This is a genomic window from Celeribacter neptunius (assembly GCF_900113955.1).
Classification (GTDB): Bacteria; Pseudomonadota; Alphaproteobacteria; order Rhodobacterales; family Rhodobacteraceae; genus Celeribacter; species Celeribacter neptunius.
This window is the reverse complement of sequence record NZ_FORH01000003.1, coordinates 274,004-287,114: the sequence shown is the minus strand read 5'-3', so window position 1 is coordinate 287,114 and position 13,111 is coordinate 274,004. Positions and strand designations below refer to the sequence as shown.

Sequence of the window (13,111 nt, the reverse complement as noted above, 5' to 3'; positions counted from 1 at the left end):
CTTTGGGGCGTGGATCGGTTGGTGTGCGAGGTCGCCGATAATTTTGACCAATGATTAAAAAATAGTCACAGGCTTGGGTGACGTAATGTCAATTTACCTTTGGGATTGCCGCTTCATATCCCTGTCACCCTAGGATGAGAGCCATGTGTTCGATCAATTGATTCCCTGGGGGGCTGGTATGTACCATCACAAATTCTCGCAGCTGTTTTTCGCGAACGGCCATTCTCACGGTTGGGCCTGGGGTCATGCCCGTCCAACCTTTGTTTTCGGCTCGCAGCGGGATGATGCGCTGAGCGGCACGGATGGCCGTGATTTCATTTTCGGGCAGCGCGGCGACGACACGATCATCGCCTCTCTCGGGAATGACCGGATCGATGGTGGCCATGGCTTTGACACGGTGATCTACGATGGTTCGATCCGCGACATCGATCTGGCGCTCTTTGGCGCATCTCGTGGTCACGGGCATCATCATGGTCGTGGTCATCAGGGGCTGAAAGCCTCTACCGCGCTGGTCACCACTTATGACGATGACGGCAATGTCACCGGCGTCGACCAGCTCAAAAGCATCGAGGCGCTGCATTTCGAGGCTGACGATTACACGCTCTATCTCGATGGGCGGAACAATGCGGTTCTGGCCGGTGACGATGCGGTCGAGGCGATTGAGAACGTCGAGACCGTGATCTCGGAAGAGGCGCTGCTCGAGAATGATCTGGAGTTCGACGGTGACGAGATTGCGATTTCGGCCGTGGATGCCACCTCGGCGCTGGGCGCGACGGTCAGCTTCGAGAATGGCGAGATCACCTATCTGCCGGGCGCGGCCTTCGATGCGCTGGCCGAGGGCGAGGTGGTCACCGATAGTTTTACCTACACGGTCGATGACGGCTTTGGTGGCTCTGATGTGGCCACGGTCACTGTCACCGTGACCGGCACCAATGATGCGCCGGTTCTGAGCCTGAGCGACGCCGCGATTTCCAGCGACGAAAACACCACTGTCATCGATGCTGGCGTCAGCGCCAGCGATGTCGACACCGGCGCGGTGCTGAGCTACAGCCTCGCCGGAGCCGATGCGGCGCTGTTTTCCATCGATGCTGAAACCGGCGAGATCTCCTTCAACACCGCTCCGGATTTCGAAGCGCCCGCCGATGCCGATGGCGACAATCTCTATGAGCTCGAGGTGATCGTCACCGATGAGTTCGGGGCGAGCGACAGCGCTGCGCTCACCGTCTCCGTCACCGATCTCTGGGACCCGATCGGTCTGACCCAGAGCTTCGAGACCGAAAGCTCGGGTGGCAAATATTATGCCACCGACACCGATGGCTCGGTTCTGCCGATCGGGACCGAGGTTGATCTGAGCAATGGCGCGGCGACCGTCGACAGCACGGAAGCTTCCGCCGGCCTGTTGGGCTTTGACGCGAGCTGGGTCAATACCCGGGGCGATACCGGCCTCTCCGACGGCGATTATGTTGGTGTCACTGGTTACACCGGCGAGGTGGATCAGTTCACCGATGGCACCCAAGGCTATGAGATGCAGGACGCCGATGGTTTGATGCGTCTGAGCTTCGACACGGTGGATCTCTCGGCGCGGGCCGACAACACCGTGGTCAAAGTCTCGCTCAACGCTTTCGTCGCGGAAACCGGTTGGGAAGCCGATGATCTGATCAAGATCTATGTCGAAACCGATCAGGGCGTAGTCACGCTTCTGGATACGACGGGCGAGGACATCGACGATCTGGGCATCGAAGGCGCCTGGCAGGATCTGAGCGTGACGCTCGGGGCCGATGTCACCGAGGCCACGCTGATCGTCGAACTCGACAGCAATTCCAGCTCGGAAAACCTCTATATCGACAATGTCGCCATTCAGGAGATCTATTCCATCGGTCAGAGCTTCGAAACCGAGGCGACCGGGGGGCGGTACGATTTCGACGCGGCGGACGGGTCTCTGGTCGCGCTGGGCGAGACGGTCGATCTGGTGAATGTCGACGGTCTGGCCACGGTGGACAGCACCGAGGCCTCCGCCGGTCAGCTGGGTTATGATCTCTCTTGGGTGAACACCCGTGGGGACGTCGGCATTTCGGACGGCGATTATGTCGGGGTGCAGAGCTACACCGGCACGGTCGGCAGCTTCACCGACGGCACGCAGGGCTACGAGCTCTCGGATGCCGATGGCATGCTGGTGATGAGCTTCGACGAGCTCGATCTCTCTGCCGTGGGCGAGGTGACCGTGTCTCTCGATGCCTTCTTGCAATCCACCGGTTGGGAAGCCGACGATCTGGTCAATATCTATGTCGAGACCGATCAGGGGCGGATCTCGCTTCTGGACAGCACCGGCATGGACATCGACGATCTCGGGGTCGAAGGCGCCTGGACCACCCTGTCCGCGACGATCGACGCCGAGATTGACACCGCCCAGCTCGTGGTGGAATTCGACAGCAATTCCTCTTCCGAAGCATTGTTCATCGACAATGTGCTCGTGACCTCCGATCCGGATGCGGCGGGAGATGTGGAAGAGCCGCTTGAACCGACGCTGATCTCCACCATTCAGGGCGAGGGCGCGAGCTCCTCCTTCGTGGGCGAGAGCCTGATGGTCTCCGCCATTGTCACGCTGATCACCTCTGACGGCTTCTATCTGCAGGAGGAAGATGCCGACAGCGATGGCAATGCGCTGACCTCCGAAGGCATCTTCGTCTACACCGGCGGGGGCTATGCCGTCACCTTGGGCGATCTGGTCGAGGTGAGCGGCTCGGTGACCGAGTATTTCGGCCTGACCGAGATTACCTCGGTGAGCTCGGTCGATGTCATCTCTTCTGGCAATACCCTGCCGGAGCTGACCGAAGTGACGCTCTCGCCCGATATCGCCCAGAATTACGAAGCCCTCGAAGGCATGCGTCTTTCGGTCACCACCGGGACCACCGATGCGCTGACCGTGATCGAGAATTTCAATCTCGACCGCTACGGTCAGATCGTGGTCTCCGCCGGCACACAGACGCAGGCGACGCAGATCTATGACGCCCAGACGCAAGCCGCCGAGATCGCGGCCCATGTCGAGGCCAATGATAATGCCCGCCTGCTGATCGATGACGGCTCCTCGACCCAGAACCCGGACAGTTTCGCGGCCTATTCGGGCGGCGCCGGCGATGATGGCGATGGCATTCTCGACAGCGGCGATGATTTCTCCGATGCGGGCACCACCCTGCGTCTGGGCGCCGAGGTCGATGGCGCCGTCGAAGGTGTCCTGAGCTTCGCCTTCGACGAATGGACCCTGAACGCGACCGACACGATCGAATTCGTCGAGAGCACCAATTCCGGCGCGCGTGACGCCACGCCCGAGGATGTCGGTGGCACGCTGCAAGTCGCCTCCTACAACGTGCTGAACTTCTTCACCACGATCGACGTCTCTGGCGCGGGCACCGGGCCGAATGGCGATCTTGATCCGCGCGGCGCCGATACGGTCGAAGAATTCGCCCGCCAGTCGTCGAAAATCGTCGACGGCATCATCGGCACCGGGGCGGAGGTCGTTGCGCTTCAGGAGATCGAGAACAACGGCACCGAAGCGATCGGCACGCTGGTCGATCTGTTGAATGCCGAGGGCACCGGCGCCAGCTATGCCTATGTCGATCCGACCGGCACCGGCGATTTCATCGGCACGGATGCGATCACCACCGGCATCATCTATGATAGCTCTTCGGTGACGCTCCTGCATTCCGAGTATCACGTCTATGACGAGACTTCGGCCGATGCGACCTATGCCATCGCCGGCACGCTGGGCGATCTCGTCGGCTACTCCTTCGAGGACTACCAGCGCAACCGTCCTTCGGTTGCAGCGACCTTTGAGGACAATGCCACCGGCGAGACCTTCACCGTCGTTTCCTCGCATTTCAAATCGAAAGGCGACAGCGGGTTGCAGGATGTAGCCGATGCGGCGGAGAGCTGGTTGTCCGCGAACCCGGGGCACGCGGATTACGCCACGGTCGAGGGACTGCTGGCCGATCTCTATGCCGATGCCAACTTCGATCAGGGCGACGGTCAGGGGTTCTGGAACGGTGTCCGTCTCGACGGCGCTACGGAACTCGCCGACTGGATCGCCAATGCGTACAACGGCGGTGGAACGAGCAACTATCTGCTCTTGGGTGACATGAACTCCTATGCCGAAGAGGATGCGGTCCAGTACCTTGACGATGATGCCGGTCTCACCGACCTGATCGATCAATTCATCGGTCAGGACGAGGCCTATTCCTATGTCTTCGACGGGGCGCAGGGCACGCTCGATCAGGGCCTGGCCGACAGCGCTCTGGCGGACAATGTCACCGGTGTCACCGAATGGCATATCAACGCCGACGAGCCGGATTTGATCGGCTATGACGACAGCTTCACCAATTCGGATTTCTACAATGACGGGGTTTATGCCTCTTCTGACCACGATCCGCTGATCGTCGGGCTGGATTTCAGCCTGGCCGTCGCCTGATCCAATATCCGAGGGATGAAAACCGAAGGCCGTCGCAGATCTGCGGCGGCCTTTTCGCTGTCCGGTTCGGGGGAGATTTGCCCTGTGCCCGCGTCCTCATCCGCGCCGATCGATGGCATTCCCGGTCAGGGGGCGTTCACCCTATGGCAATCAGTTGCTGTTATCAGACGTTAACCCCGGTGCCGTAGCGACGATCCGATGGCTGGGCTGGGCGGGGTTTGGAGCAACTGGCTAAGATGGCGAAGACATGGAATGTCCGAAGCACGATGAACGATTGCGGTCGGTCGGCGCGGTCTTCGGGTCTTCCATTCCCTTGAGCTGACGGTGGTGAGGGGACATGTCCACGACATTTGACGTTTTCTATCTCGGCACGATCGGAGATCTCGACCCGTTCGAAAGCAATTCCACCGCGGAAAACGCGGGCACCATTGTCGGTTCCACATTCGGAACGACGACGGATCCGTTGCATCAACAGGTGCATAGCTTTTCCCCGGGCAACTACTCGGGTGGTGACGTCACCACCTACGACACCAACAACCAGATCGCCAATGATACGTTCCGGATCGATGGCGGGTCGCTTCAGACCTTTGACGCGCTGATTTCTTACAACGCGACCCTGACCTATACGGATGGTTCGACCACGACGATCAACGCTCTGGTGATGCAGGACACGGCGGGCAATCTCTATCTTGTCCCGCAACTGAGCTACAACTCCGATCAGGTCGCACTGGAGGCGCAACCTGTCTCCTCGATCACCCTGGATAGTGTGGTCAACGACACGGCGAATATGGCGGCCGAACGCTATGCCGCGAATTATGCGACGATTGTCGACGGCACGGCTGGCGATGACACGATGGGGGTCGGCTATACCGATGCCGAGGGGGATCAGATCACCAGTGGGGATGATTACATTTTCGGGGATGCCGGGAATGATTCAATCACTGGTGGTGGCGGCAATGATGAGATCGCCGGCGGCGAGGGCGACGACACCTTCTATTTCGACGACGGTTGGGGCAATGACATCGTCTATGGCGATGACTGGGACGGCACTGGCACCGGCACGGATACGCTCGATTTCTCCGCCGTCTCGGCGCCGCTCACCGTCACCTTCACCGCGCCGGAGGACGGCACGGTCAGCGACGGCACCAACACCGTCACCTTCGACAATATCGAGGCGATCATCACCGGCAGCGGCGGCGACACGATCGATGCTTCGGCCGACAATTCCGGGCTCTATCTCGACGGTGGCGCCGGCAATGACGACATCACCGCGGGCTCGGGCGACGACACCATCGTCGGCGGCACCGGCAATGACACGCTGACCGGCGGGCTCGGCAATGACACGTTCATCTACAATGTCGGCGACGGCTCCGACATCATCACCGATTTCAACAGCGGCAACACCGGCACGCTCGCGGATGGCGACAGCACGAACAATGATTTCATCGATCTGTCGGGCTTCTACGACGACATCTGGGAGCTCTATGCCGACCAGGCCGACGATGGCATTCTGAACCAGTCGAACGACGGCGTCGGCGATGTCGATTATTCCGACAATCTGCAGTTCGGCACCGGCTCGCTCACCTTCTCCGGCGCCTCGGCCAACAGCGCGTTCTTCACCACCGAGAACACCGGCGTGACCTGTTTCACCGAGGGCACCGGCATCCTGACGCCGGAGGGCGAACGCCCGGTGGAGACGCTGCGCCCCGGGGATATGGTGATCACCGCCGATCATGGCGCCCAGCCGGTGCGCTGGGTCGGTCGGGCGCGTGTCGGCTGGACCCCGAAACTGGCGCCGATCCACATCCGCGCCGGGGCGCTGGGGGCCGGTCTGCCCAAGCGCGATCTCCGGGTCTCTCCTCAGCATCGCATGTTGATCAGTTCCCGCATCGCCCGGCGCATGACCGGGCAGGACGAGGTCCTCGTCTCGGCGCGCAAGCTTGCCGGCATGCCGGGGATCTCCGTCACATCAGGCCCTGAGGAACTCGTGTATTGTCATCTGCTCTGCGATCATCACGAGATTATCTTTGCCGAAGGCGCGCCGTCGGAAACGCTTTTGCCGGGGCCACAGGCGTGCAAGATGATGAGCCGGGGGGCCTGGGAGGAACTCTCAGCGCTTTTCCCGGGGATCGAGGGCGATCCGGATCGCTATCCTGCGGCGCGGGAGATCCTCCCGCTCAAACGTCAGAAGACCCTTGTTCGGCGGCATCGTCAAAACCGGGTCCGGCCGCTGGAGCGGCTGTTCTGAGACATGCCTGTCGCCGAGCTGACGCGGCGGCTGTGATCATTCGGATTCTTCTTTAAGCCTTCCTCAGATCCGACCAGCATGGCAGCAGGTCGCCCGGTTCCGCCCGAGCGGCATATACACCGCGGGCGATGGCGCGGGCGAGGCAATCGGCGGCGCTGGCGCCCAGCCCGGCCAGGAGCATGGCGCGATCTCCGGTGATCTCATTCGTGCCGGTCGACAGGGCAAAGACCAGATCTCCGTCAAAGGGCGTGTGCGCCGGCACCAGCGCCCGGGCGAGCCCGTCATGGGCGGCGACGGCCAAACGGTGGCATTCGGCCTTTGTGAGCGCCGCATCGGTGGCGACAATGGCAATGGTCGTGGCCTCGCCCGGTCCTTCGAGCGCAGAGAGCTTGGTCGGCAGCTCTTCCGCCCGAAAGCCCCGGCGGGGATCGGGGCCCAATCCGCCGAATTCCGCGCCCTGCTCGAAAGCGGCAGCCCAGAAATGCGCCGTGCCCGGTGTTGTCGCTGCGCCAACGGCATTCACCGCCACCAGAGCGCCGACAGTGTAGTCTTTGTAGCGCGTGGAAGCCGAGCCCAACCCGCCTTTCAGCGTCGCGGTCAGGGCGCCGTAGCCGGCGCCCTCGGTGCCGATCTCAAAGTCCGGGGCGGCCCGGTCATAGGCTTCGCGCCCGAGCGCGCGATAGGGGGCCTCGGCGAGCTCCTTCTCGCCGCCATTGAGCAGATCGAACAGGATCGCGCCGGGAACGATGGGAACGCGAGCCGGGCCGACAGCATGGCCGCGCCCGGCTTGCAAAAGCCCGTCCGAGACCCCGGAACAGGCGTCGAGGCCAAAGGCCGATCCACCCGAGAGCACCAGCGCGTCGACACCGTCGACCAGTTTGTCGGGGGCCAGAAGATCGGTTTCCCGGGTGCCGGGCGCGCCGCCCATGACATGCACGGAGGCGGTGAAGGGCACGTCTGCCGTCACCACGGTGACGCCGGATTTGAGGCGGGGCGAGGAGGCATTGCCGACCTTGAGCCCCGCGACATCGGTGATGAGATTTCGGGATGCAGAGTGATCCGTCATGGCGCGCCTTCCTGTCCGTTCGGAGCTAGGGGAGGGCGCGCAGGACCCGCTGTCAAGTGTCGCGCTTGAATTCCAGCCGCAGCACGAGCGCGTAGCCCAGGAGGACAACACCGGCCAGTGCGAACCAGGTCAGCGCATAGCTCAGATGGGCGTTGCGGAACGAGACGACGGTCTTGCCGCCGCGCGGCCAACCGGTGGGATCGGTCAACTCCTGATCGACAAAATAGGGTGCGGCATTGGCAAAGCCCTTGGCCGCTGTGATGGAACCGATGTCGCGGCGATACCATTTGCCGTTCTCGGGATCGTTGTCGCGCGAGAACAGCCAGCCTTGGTCTTCGGAGCGGCGCAGGAGACCGGTGATCTCTGTCGGGCCGGTGACATGGGTGTACGCGCCCGCCCGGGCCAGATTGTCGGGCACGACGCCGCGATTGACCATCACGATGGTGCCGTCGTCGCGCTGAAACGGGGTGAGCACCCAGTCGCCGGGGCCGAAATCTGAGGGCGTATAGATCAGGATATCCTGATCGGCGAGGAACGCGCCCTTGAGCGTGACGCGGGTGTATTCGTCCTTCTCCGCCGTGATGCCGGCCCAATCCGCCGGGCCGGGCGCGGCGACCGGATCGGCATGGATGCGGGCATCGACCCGATCGATCAGATCGAGTTTCCAGTGCAGGCGGTTCACCTGCCAGAAGCCGAGGCTCATGAACCCGGCGATGCCGAGGGCGGCCAGCAGCGTGGCGATGATCATCTTGAGCGAGAAAAGACGAGGAGAGAGGCGCATTGGGAAAGTCCTGAATGGCAAACCGGGGCCACGAGGGCCCCGGCGAATGGTGCGGTAAAGATGTGATCAGCCCTGCTGCGATTGCAGGCTTTTCATCTGTTCGATCTGCTGATCCATCTCATGCTGGGGCATCATGTTCGTGTTCATGTTGTGCATGACCCAGAGCGAGCCCGCGAGCACGATCACCAGAATGATCAGCGCCAGCATGGTGGCCATGAAGGTGTTGCCCTCTTCGGAACGGGTGTTCAGGTGCAGGAAGAACACCAGATGCACCACGATCTGAATGGCGCCAAGCCCCATGATGATGCCGACCAGGGCGGTCCGGTTCATCTCGACCTCGCCCATGACGAGGCCGAAGGGGATGATGGTCAGGATCGCGGCCAGCGCGAAACCGATCATCAACTGGCCCATGGTGCCATGCCCTGTGCCATGACCGGCGTCGTGGGACTGTGCGGAATGCGTATCAGCGGACATCAGACCAACCTCACCAGATAGACAAAGGAAAACACGCCGATCCAGATCAGATCGAGGAAGTGCCAGAACATCGACAGCGTGCCGAGGCGACGCATGTTCGGCCCGTTCAGCCCGTGCATGTTGATCTGAACCACCAGGGTGATGAGCCAGATCAGACCGCCGGTGACGTGCAGCCCGTGGGTGCCCACGAGGGCAAAGAAGGACGACAGGAAGGCGGAGCGATCCGGCCCTGCGCCAATGTGGATCAGGTGACGGAACTCATAGAGCTCCATGCCGATGAAGCCGGCGCCGAACAGGCCGGTGGCGATCAGCCAGCGGGTGGTACCGCCGAGCTTGCCCTTGTCTGCCTGAAGCATGGCGAGGCCGAAGGTGATCGAGGAGAACAGCAGCAAAGCCGTCTCGATGGCGACGAACCCAGGCTCGAACAGGTCCTTCGGCCCCGGCCCGCCCGCGAACCCGCCGCCCAGGACGGCATAGGTCGCGAAAAGCGCACCGAAGATGATGCAGTCGCTCATCAGGTAGATCCAGAACCCGATGGGCGTGGGGCTGTCATGGTGGCCGTGATCATCGGTGATCACGGTGACACCCGGTGTCATGGCCGTTTCCGGCGTCATGGTGGGAGAGTCCAGCGGGCTCATGCCGTCGCTCCTTTCTTCTCGGTCGCGGCAATGACATCGGTCTGGATGTAATAGTCGCGGTTGTAGTTGAAGGTATGGGCAATGCCGAGGATCAGCATGCCGGCAAAGCTCAGGATGGCGAGCCACCAGATGTACCAGACCATGGCAAAGCCGAAGACCAGCGCCGCAGCGGCGATCAGCACGCCCATGGCGGTACTTTTCGGCATATGGATCGGGGTGTAATGCCCGGACCATTTGAAGCCCTGTTGCTTCATCTGCCAGAAGGCTTCGCGGCCATTGACGCGGAAGCTTTCGGGGAAGTTATAAGGCGCCGGCGGCGATTGCGTCGCCCATTCCAGCGTACGTGCATCCCAGGGGTCGTCTCCGACGCGGTTCTGTTCGCGATCGCGGATCGAGACATAGAAGTTCACGAAGGTCGAAACGATCCCGCCGAGGATCAGCACCGCGCCGAAGGCCGCGACGATGAAATAGGGCTGCCAGGCGGGGTCCGGATAGGAATTCATCCGGCGGGTCACACCCATCAGGCCCAATGCATAGAGCGGCATGAAGGCAAAGTAGAAACCCGTGAACCAGAGCCAGAAGCTGCGCTTGCCCCATTTGTCGCTGAGCTGGAAGCCGAAGGCTTTCGGCCACCAGTAGCTCACCGCAGCATAGACGGCGAAGACCACGCCGCCGATGATCACGTTATGGAAATGCGCGATCAGGAACAGCGTGTTGTGGAGCTGGAAGTCGACCGGCGGAACGGCCAGCAGCACGCCCGTCATGCCACCGATGGTGAAGGTGACGAGAAAGCCGATGGTCCAGTACATCGGCACTTCGAGCCGCACGCGGCCCTTGTACATGGTGAAGAGCCAGTTGAAGATTTTCACGCCCGTCGGCACGGCGATGATCATCGTGGTGATGCCGAAGAATGTGTTCACGCTGGCGCCGGAGCCCATGGTGAAGAAGTGGTGCAGCCAGACGACGAAGCTCAGCACCATGATACAGGCGGTGGCCCAGACCATGGTCTTGTAGCCGAAGATCGGCTTGCCGGAGAAGGTCGAGACGATTTCCGAGAAGACACCAAAGCAGGGGATGATCAGGATGTAGACTTCCGGGTGACCCCAGATCCAGATCAGGTTGATGTACATCATCGCGTTGCCACCAAAGTCATTGGTGAAGAAGTGGAAGTCGAAGTAACGATCCAGGGTCAAAAGCGCCAGGGTGGCGGTCAGCACCGGGAAGGCGACGACGATCAGCACGTTGGTGATCAGGGTCGTCCAGGCAAAGATCGGCATGTCCATCAGCTTCATGCCCGGGGCGCGCATCTTGAGCACGGTGGCGATCAGGTTGATGCCCGAAAGCGTCGTGCCGACGCCGGCGATCTGCAGCGCCCAGAGATAGTAATCCATCCCCGGACCGGTCGAATAGCTCGCGCCCGAGAGGGGCGGGAAGGCGAGCCAGCCGACGCGGGCGAATTCCCCGACGAAGAGCGAGATGTTTACCAGCAGTGCCCCGGCAACGGTCATCCAGAAGGAGAAATTGTTGAGGAAGGGAAAGGCCACGTCGCGCGCGCCGATCTGCATCGGCATGACATAGTTCATGATGCCGGTGACAAAGACCATGGCGACGAAAAAGATCATGATCACGCCATGGGCGGTGAAGACCTGATCGAAATGGTGCGGCGGCAGGTAGCCCGCGGCCTCACCGGCGGCCATCGCCTGTTGTGCGCGCATCATCAGCGCATCGGCGAAACCGCGGATCAGCATGATGAAGCCCAGCACCATATACATGATGCCGATTTTCTTGTGATCGACCGAGGTCACCCAGTCGCGCCACAAAGGCCCCCAGAGCTTGAAATAGGTCATCAGGGCGAGGACCACGAGCCCGCCCAGGGCCACGCCGGCAAAGGTCGCGATCAGAATGGGTTCGTGATAGGGGATCCAGTCGAGCGTCAGCCGCCCGAAGATCGGCGAGAAGGTCTCGGCAGGTTGTGCGTTAGCCATTGTTCTTTTCCTCCGTGCGGGCGGACGTGCGCGCGAAATCCGGGCCGCAGATCGCATCCGGGTCGTTCAGGAAGGCTTCGTGGAAAGCATTCACTTCGGGTTCGGGAAGGTCGATGAGATTGCCGAAGCCGTCGATGGTGCGGGCACGGTCATAGCTATAGGCCGCGGCATTCGGAATGCCGGCGAGACCGCCGCCGCCCAATTCGTCCTGCATCATCATGTGACCCATGCAGACCTTGCCGTCTTCGACGCACATCTCGACGATGCGACCAAAGAGCCCGTCTTCCACCGAGGCATAGCTGTGCACGGGCTCGTCGATGGTGGGTTTTTCCAACTCAAGATAGCTCGCGCGGGTCAGCTCCCCGCCGGTCTCTTTCACCTTGGCGACCCAGGCGTTGAAATCCTCGTCGGTCATCGACAGCGTGTCGAAGGTCATCTTGGAGAACCCCGGACCCGAGTAATGCGCCGAGCGCCCCGGGAAAGTGCCGGTCGTATCCGCGATCAGGTGCAGTTTGGTCTCCATGCCGGCCATCGAATAGACCATGCCGCCCAGTGCCGGGATCGACAGCGTGTTCATCACCGTCGAGGAGGTCAGCGAGAAATTCACCGGACGGCCTTCCGGAATCGCCAGTTCGTTGACCGAGGCGACGCCGAATTCGGGGTAGATGAACAGCCATTTCCAGTCGAGCGAGACCGCCTGAACCTCGATCGGTTCGCCGGCGCCGAGATGGTCGAGCGGGCGATAGGGGTCGAGCTTGTGGGTGTAGTCATAGGTGAACCACCCGAGCGCGACGATGATCAGGATCGGAACGCCCCAGATCACCACTTCGATCTTGTTGGAATGTTCGAAGGTCGGATCGTAATCCGACATGTCTTCCCGATCGGCGCGATATTTCAGCGGAAAATAGACCGCCATGATCAATACGGGGACGATGACGATGAGCATGAGCAGGGTGGAAATGATCAGAAGATTGCGTTCCTGATCACCCACCCATCCCTGCGGCGAAAGTACATGGTACTGACACCCGGACAGCGCAAAAGCGCCGGCGGAAGCCAGCAGGAGGGGCCTGAGTCTAAGCAATGTGCGTGCCTTTTTATTTGTCCGGCTGTCCCGGCGGCTCATTGGGTCGCCGGCACGCCGACCACGAGTTTTGTGGGCCCGGGCTACGCCTGTTAGCGCCGGCCTTCACCGCGACGGATTGACGCATCATCGATGGATTCACGAATTTTCACAGACAGTTGACGCGATTTCACGGCGTCGTGTTCTGCGATGCGGCAAAAATGAACTGCGTCGCAGAAAATCTGTGCGCCCGAAATGGCATCGCGCGCTGTTTCGTGACGTGGCGCGGTGCCATTTCGGGCGAGAAACGACTCAGTGGCAGCTCCGTCCTTCAGGGCTGGCCGAGGTCTCTTCTGAACCTGCGCCGGGAACGGATGTTCGAAAGCCGAGCCGGTCA

At 61.4% G+C, this 13,111-nt stretch carries 8 protein-coding genes; 2 read left to right on the top strand and 6 right to left on the bottom strand.

What is annotated here, in order from left to right:
* Positions 1–178: 178 nt before the first annotated feature.
* Both BM151_RS10130 and BM151_RS10125 read left to right on the top strand, forming a co-directional pair.
* Positions 179–4,462 (top strand): ExeM/NucH family extracellular endonuclease, encoded by a 4,284-nt coding sequence (locus BM151_RS10130; protein ID WP_090060765.1) that lies wholly within the window; start codon positions 179–181, stop codon positions 4,460–4,462.
* A 337-nt stretch (positions 4,463–4,799) separates the two neighbouring features.
* On the top strand, positions 4,800–6,710 hold the full coding sequence (locus tag BM151_RS10125) for a Hint domain-containing protein (RefSeq protein WP_090060573.1): 1,911 nt from the start codon (positions 4,800–4,802) through the stop codon (positions 6,708–6,710).
* Between the two features lie 52 nt (positions 6,711–6,762).
* Here BM151_RS10125 and BM151_RS10120 read toward each other — a convergent pair whose 3' ends face one another.
* The 6 genes from BM151_RS10120 to cyoA form a co-directional block, all read right to left on the bottom strand.
* Positions 6,763–7,776: a P1 family peptidase gene (locus BM151_RS10120; RefSeq protein ID WP_090060571.1), complete on the bottom strand. Its 1,014-nt coding sequence runs from the start codon at positions 7,774–7,776 to the stop codon at positions 6,763–6,765.
* A 52-nt stretch (positions 7,777–7,828) separates the two neighbouring features.
* The gene (locus BM151_RS10115) at positions 7,829–8,557 is read right to left on the bottom strand and encodes an SURF1 family protein (RefSeq protein WP_090060569.1); all 729 of its coding nucleotides are present in this window, start codon (positions 8,555–8,557) and stop codon (positions 7,829–7,831) included.
* A gap of 66 nt (positions 8,558–8,623) precedes the next feature.
* Positions 8,624–9,031, bottom strand: coding sequence for a cytochrome o ubiquinol oxidase subunit IV (gene cyoD, locus BM151_RS10110; RefSeq protein ID WP_090060567.1), 408 nt, complete (start codon positions 9,029–9,031; stop codon positions 8,624–8,626).
* Entirely contained in the window at positions 9,031–9,627 is a 597-nt protein-coding gene (cyoC, locus tag BM151_RS10105; RefSeq protein WP_218151357.1) for a cytochrome o ubiquinol oxidase subunit III, read from the bottom strand. The genes cyoD and cyoC overlap by 1 nt, the downstream gene beginning before the upstream one ends.
* 38 nt (positions 9,628–9,665) lie before the next feature.
* Positions 9,666–11,654: a cytochrome o ubiquinol oxidase subunit I gene (cyoB, locus tag BM151_RS10100; RefSeq protein WP_090060564.1), complete on the bottom strand. Its 1,989-nt coding sequence runs from the start codon at positions 11,652–11,654 to the stop codon at positions 9,666–9,668.
* Positions 11,647–12,777, bottom strand: coding sequence for a ubiquinol oxidase subunit II (gene cyoA / locus BM151_RS10095; protein WP_090060562.1), 1,131 nt, complete (start codon positions 12,775–12,777; stop codon positions 11,647–11,649). The genes cyoB and cyoA overlap by 8 nt, the downstream gene beginning before the upstream one ends.
* Positions 12,778–13,111: the final 334 nt, after the last annotated feature.

What these genes read in the sequence shown, in the direction of transcription:
- BM151_RS10120 (WP_090060571.1), bottom strand. Translation starts at nt 7,776, where the DNA reads ATGACGGATCACTCTGCATCCCGAAATCTCATCACCGATGTCGCGGGG.
- cyoD (WP_090060567.1), bottom strand. Translation starts at nt 9,031, where the DNA reads ATGTCCGCTGATACGCATTCCGCACAGTCCCACGACGCCGGTCATGGC.
- BM151_RS10130 (WP_090060765.1), top strand. Translation starts at nt 179, where the DNA reads ATGTACCATCACAAATTCTCGCAGCTGTTTTTCGCGAACGGCCATTCT.
- BM151_RS10115 (WP_090060569.1), bottom strand. Translation starts at nt 8,557, where the DNA reads ATGCGCCTCTCTCCTCGTCTTTTCTCGCTCAAGATGATCATCGCCACG.
- cyoC (WP_218151357.1), bottom strand. Translation starts at nt 9,627, where the DNA reads ATGACACCGGGTGTCACCGTGATCACCGATGATCACGGCCACCATGAC.
- cyoB (WP_090060564.1), bottom strand. Translation starts at nt 11,654, where the DNA reads ATGGCTAACGCACAACCTGCCGAGACCTTCTCGCCGATCTTCGGGCGG.
- BM151_RS10125 (WP_090060573.1), top strand. Translation starts at nt 4,800, where the DNA reads ATGTCCACGACATTTGACGTTTTCTATCTCGGCACGATCGGAGATCTC.
- cyoA (WP_090060562.1), bottom strand. Translation starts at nt 12,777, where the DNA reads ATGAGCCGCCGGGACAGCCGGACAAATAAAAAGGCACGCACATTGCTT.